Annotated in this window: 6 protein-coding genes and 2 other annotated features; of the genes, 2 read left to right on the forward strand and 4 right to left on the reverse strand. The window is 39.8% G+C overall.

Annotated features, from left to right (window positions below; translation table 11 throughout):
- The 3 genes from trpD to trpE all read right to left on the reverse strand — a co-directional run.
- On the reverse strand, positions 1–464 hold a 464-nt coding region (gene trpD, locus AC11ZT_RS06155), incomplete at its 3' end, for an anthranilate phosphoribosyltransferase (protein WP_484058758.1).
- A gap of 27 nt (positions 465–491) precedes the next feature.
- On the reverse strand, positions 492–1085 hold the full coding sequence (locus AC11ZT_RS06160; RefSeq protein ID WP_484058759.1) for an anthranilate synthase component II: 594 nt from the start codon (positions 1083–1085) through the stop codon (positions 492–494).
- On the reverse strand, positions 1082–2500 hold the full coding sequence (gene trpE / locus AC11ZT_RS06165; RefSeq protein ID WP_484058760.1) for an anthranilate synthase component I: 1419 nt from the start codon (positions 2498–2500) through the stop codon (positions 1082–1084). The genes AC11ZT_RS06160 and trpE overlap by 4 nt, the downstream gene beginning before the upstream one ends.
- 61 nt (positions 2501–2561) lie before the next feature.
- Positions 2562–2805, reverse strand: a binding site (T-box leader).
- A 229-nt stretch (positions 2806–3034) separates the two neighbouring features.
- Positions 3035–3269 (reverse strand) — a binding site (T-box leader).
- Between the two features lie 280 nt (positions 3270–3549).
- On the opposite strand from trpE, the gene AC11ZT_RS06170 reads away from it, so the two are divergent.
- On the forward strand, positions 3550–3948 hold the full coding sequence (locus tag AC11ZT_RS06170; protein WP_484058761.1) for an Ig-like domain-containing protein: 399 nt from the start codon (positions 3550–3552) through the stop codon (positions 3946–3948).
- Here the strand turns inward: AC11ZT_RS06170 and AC11ZT_RS06175 are convergent, their stop codons facing one another.
- Positions 3949–4830, reverse strand: coding sequence for a DMT family transporter (locus tag AC11ZT_RS06175; RefSeq protein WP_484058762.1), 882 nt, complete (start codon positions 4828–4830; stop codon positions 3949–3951).
- A gap of 100 nt (positions 4831–4930) precedes the next feature.
- On the opposite strand from AC11ZT_RS06175, the gene AC11ZT_RS06180 reads away from it, so the two are divergent.
- On the forward strand, positions 4931–5604 hold a 674-nt coding region (locus AC11ZT_RS06180), incomplete at its 3' end, for an alpha/beta hydrolase (protein WP_484058763.1).

The following is a 5604-nucleotide window of genomic DNA, read 5'->3' on the forward strand; positions in this document are numbered from 1 at the left end:
TGGACAGCTGGTGCAAATAAAAATGATATACCAACCGATTCAAGAAGCTGCTTTACTTGGCTTGGCGGACAAGTAATGTTTACACCTAACTTTTCTAACACATCTGCACTCCCCGTTTTACTGGATACAGCGCGGTTGCCATGCTTAGCAACCTTTACTCCGGCTCCTGCCAAAACAAATGCAGCAGTTGTACTTATGTTAAAGGTTTGCGCCCCGTCTCCACCTGTTCCGCAATTATCCATCGCACCGCTTATCGTGTTCGAAAACGGAAGCGCCTTTTCCCGTAGTGCCTTTACAAGGCCATAAATTTCATCTGCTGTTTCCCCTTTTGACTTTAAGCCGACAAGAAAAGCAGCAATTTCCGTATCCTTCGCCTCTCCTTCTAGCATAGCTATACCTGCTTCATACGTTTCCTGTTCACTTAATTCCTTTTGTTCAATCAATTTACGTAAATATAAATTCATGATTTCTCCCCCTTAGTTTATCTTGTATTAACGCGTTTCTCCAACGGATTCAGATGCATAAGCTAGAAATTGTTCAATCATTCGTTTTCCTTCTTCAGTTGCAATAGATTCTGGATGAAATTGTAATCCAAATAAAGGATAATAATGATGTTTAATTGCCATGATTTCCCCATCATCCATGGCAGTTGCAAGAACTTCAAATGCAGATGGCAATGTTTCACGCTTTGCTACGAGTGAATGATAACGCATCGCGGTGAGTGGTTGCTTTACATATTCAAATATGGAAGTCCCTGTATGGCGAAGCAGAGATGTTTTTCCGTGCTTAACATGTTTGGCACGAACGACTTCACCGCCAAATGCATGCACAATTGCTTGATGACCAAGACAGATACCAAGAATCGGAATATTCCGATAAAATTTTCGAATAACATCCACACAAATACCGGCATCCTCTGGTCGTCCAGGTCCTGGTGAAATAATGATTGCTTCCGGATTCATCTTCTCAATTTCTTCAATGGTAATTTTGTCATTGCGCACAACCTTAATATTTGTATTGCACAGTCCGATTAGCTGATACAGGTTATACGTAAAGGAATCGTAGTTATCAAGTAATAATATCATTTCAGCACCTCCAACAATGCTCTCGCTTTATTTAATGTTTCATGATACTCACTTTCCGGGTTTGAATCGTATACAATACCTGCTCCTGCTTGAATGTATGCCTTCTGATCCTTAACAACCATCGTCCGAATAGCAAGTCCCATATCCATATCCCCATTAAACGAAATATACCCGACCGTTCCAGAATAGACACCGCGTTTAACCGATTCTAGTTCATCGATTATAGTCATCGCTCGTATTTTCGGAGCTCCTGATACCGTTCCGGCTGGCAAGCATTGCTTAAGTGCATCTAAACACGTAACATCTTCCCGAAGTATGCCCGTCACTTCCGATACAATGTGCATCACATGGGAGTATCGTTCGATGTTCATAAATTTTTCAAGTGTAACCGATCCAATTTCACTCACATAGCCGACATCATTTCTACCAAGATCAACCAGCATGAGATGTTCTGCCTTTTCCTTTTCATCATGTAGTAGCTCGTCTGCAACCCGGATATCCTCTTCCTTCGTTGTTCCGCGTGGACGAGTGCCTGCAATTGGATTGGTTGTTACCATTCTACCTTTTACCGAAAGAAGACTTTCTGGTGAGGAGCCAAGCACCACGTACGAATCAAAATCTACATAAAACATATACGGTGATGGATTGGTCACGCGAAGTCGACGATACAATCCAAATGAATCTCCTTGGAAGGAAGTATGAATACGCTGTGATAACACAACTTGAAAAATATCTCCTGCTCGGATGTATTCTTTAGCAGCTTCTACTATTTCATGAAACTGATCCTGGGTAACATTTGAAGTAAACGTTCCTTCTAGTTCTGTAGTTATCTTGGCAATAGGAGATTGCTTGAATAACTGCTCCCTCGTGTTTGTGATTACTTCTTGTATTTCTTCATAAGACATCGTCTCATTCTTCCTGTACACATAGACGATGCTCACCTTTTGAAATTTATGATCAAACACAACGAACATTTTGTAAAATAATAAATGTGCTTCAGGCATATCCAGCGCATCTTCATTCATCTCGCCAAGTACCTCGTATTGTCTTATAACATCATAGCCGATATAGCCAATGGCACCGCCTGTAAACGGAAACGGACTTTCCATTTCTGTGAAATCAAGTAGTTCTTCCACAACATCTAATACCTTCTGCTCTCTTTGCTCAATACCGTGTTCCGTTACAATTTCTACATGCTCTCCTCTGCTTTTTACTTCTGCATAAGGATTGCTGCCAATAAATGAGTACCGTCCTTTATCTTCATGGCTGAGAGAGCTTTCTAGCAAAAATTTCTTTGTTCCTTCTAAGCGACTATAAAGTAAAACGGGCGTTACATCGTCTCCCTCCATCTCTTCTATGATGTAAAATAACGCGTTTTCTTTTTGCTTTATTTCGAATTGCTCTTTTGTTATCATCCTTCGTCTCATCCTCTCTCTGCATGTAAAATTGTATAAAAAAAGTCCTTTTGCAATTATGCAAAAGGACGATATCTCTACCGTGGTGCCACCTCACGTTGAACTTGCCTATGGCAAATTCCTCTTTTCGGGTACAAATCATACCCTATCCTTTGTAACGGCGGAAAGCCCGGGTAAACCTACTAACTAGTTCAGAATACCTCTCGTAAGCCCATTCTGTATACCGCATCGCACCGGGCTCTCACCTATCCCCGGCTCTCTGGAACGTCTCAAATATACATACTCTTCTTACTCAACGATTTGTGTCATTTAATTATTGGTACTGTTAAACTTGCCTGTTGATTTCCGCTCCAGGTGCGAGCTTTCCGCGGGCGGCTTGGGAGCCTCCTCGGCGCTATGCGCCTGAGGGGTCTCCCTTAACCCGTTTTTCCCGCAGGAGTCTCGCACCTTCCGCTCCAATCAACCTAGTTAAATCAACAATAAGCTTTAACAGAGCCTAATTATTAAAAAAAAATACAAAAGGGGCCCTCATCCAAAAAGGACGAGAAACCCCGTGGTGCCACCTTCGTTAGTTACGTTCGTAACTCACTTTGCGTATTCCTACTCGAATACGTGTCTCTTATAACGATGAGACCAATCGCCAAAGCCTACTCTAAGTTCGGTTTGGAAGCTCCGAAGCCCATTCCATATTACGCACATACTGATTTGCACCAACCATCAGCTCTCTGAAATGACGAAAATATGTACTTTTCTTCTTCAACGCTTATTCATTGTTGCCTTCGATCATACATACTTTCAAATCAAAAGTGCAACATAAAGTAATTTCAAATTGATTGTAGTATATTAAATTTCATACGTCAACCATGACTTTTTTCTAAATTTATTTTTTTATTTTCTCAAATTTTATGTATTCTGTATCCATTCGACAAATATAGTGATATTCCTCTGTTTTTCTTAAAAAACTTAATATTTTCTTCATTTTTATTTAAATGTACTGTAACACTTATTATGTAATATAAATTGTAATACAAGCCAAAGGGGGGATTTTCATGATTTTGAGACATAAGGAATTTAAAAGCAGTGGAAGTATCGTACATTTTCCTTCATCACTTTCAATGCCGATGACGAATAGTGAAAACCCACATCTAATGTTAGCTTCTAATATCGTACCCGTTATTGGCGTTCACTTTAGTCGATCTAAGCTTAAATTAAAGGTTGGCCAAACAGAAGATTTGTATATAACAATTCTTCCGGATCAAGCTTTGGCTCCTCAATTAAAATGGGCTATTACGAACGAAGACATTGTGGAAGCAACGTTTCACCACGATCATATTCATGTGAAAGCGAAAAATGCCGGCAAAACGATTGTAATTGTAACAACAAACGACGGACAATTTCGTGACCTTTGCATTATTACAGTTACAAGCTATCTAACTACAAACAAATAATTAAATGCCTTCTGAAACCTCTTTGTTTCCACCCTGTTGCATGAGAAAGAAAAAGACACCAGCTAATACAAGGATGCCACCAACCATTTGGATACCAATTAGTTTTTCACCAAGAAGCAGAACAGCTAAAAGGGTGGCTCCTACAGGTTCTCCTAAAATACTCATTGAAATTGTTGTGGCATTCACATAATTTAATAGCCAATTGCTAATTACATGGGATAGCGTTGGCACCGTAGCTAGCAATACAAACATGGTCCAATCATTAGACGAATATCCGAAACATTTCGTTGCCGTCACCACGTTATACACGGTAAGAAACAAGGCAGCTCCTGTAAATACGGTAAAACTATAAATCCAATGGGATAATTTCTTTACTGTATTTTGTCCTATCAATAAATAGACGACTACTGCAACTACACTTAAAAAGGAAAGAAAATCTCCAAAAAGAGCGGCTTTACCTAATCCAATATCTCCCCATCCAATAAGCGCAACGCCAAAGATTGCAAGCACAATTGTCGCAAGCGATGCTAGCGTTGTACGCTCGCGAAAAATAAAAAAACCACCAGCCAGTGAAATAAGTGGCTGCACAGCTAGAATAATTGTTGAGCTAGCGACAGTAGTCAGCTTTAAAGATGAAAACCACAGTAGGAAGTGGAGAGCTAGAAAAAAGCCAGATAACATTAAAAATAGCCAATCCTTCTTCGTAATACTCCGAAAATCGTCTCTTTTTTTCCAAACAAACGGAAGCAGCAATAAACTCGCAAACCATAAACGGTACATGCTTAAAACGGAGGAAGGTGCGCTAGACATTTTGACGAAAATAGCAGCAAATGAAACAGCAATAATGGAAATAACCAACGGAAGTGCAATTGATCTATTCAAAATGAAATCTCCTCTCTTTACTGGTTCCTATTTTCTTTCCCAGCTACTTGTATGGTAAACTATGTAAGTAGAACATTAGATATCGAGGAGAGAATATAAGATGCAAGGTAGCGTGCACGAAGTTACAATCCATAGCAAATCATTACAAGAGGACATTCTTCTACTCGTCTACTTGCCATCTACCTACACATCGCTTTATCATCATACGGTCGTCATTGCTCAGGACGGCCAGGATTATATTCAATTTGGCAAAGCACTACGCTTACTTGAATCCATACAACATAAAATCGAGCCTACCATTTTTGTTGGTATTCCATACAAAGATATACAGGACCGCAGAAATAAGTATCATCCTAGCGGCATACAAAATCAAGCCTATATTCGTTTTCTCGCTCATGAGCTTACTCCGTATCTTGATCGGCGTTACGCCACGCATCAGATGGGAAAAGGACGCATCTTACTCGGAGATTCTCTTGGAGCTACGGTTTCCTTATTAGCTTCTCTTATGTATCCTCATACATTTGGAAAATGTATTCTTCAGTCACCCTATGTCGATGAAAAGGTCATGCAGCAAGCAAACACCCTGTCTCCATCACATAATTTAGATATCTATCATGTAATTGGAACCGGAGAAAATCAGGTGGCTACATCAGATGGATCTATAAAAAATTTTATCACACCTAACCGCAGACTTCGAGAACTATTAAAAACGAAACCAATTACCTATTACTATCATGAGTTTCAAGGCAATCATACATGGAAGCATTGGCAAAA

This window comes from Ectobacillus sp. (genome assembly GCF_056992975.1).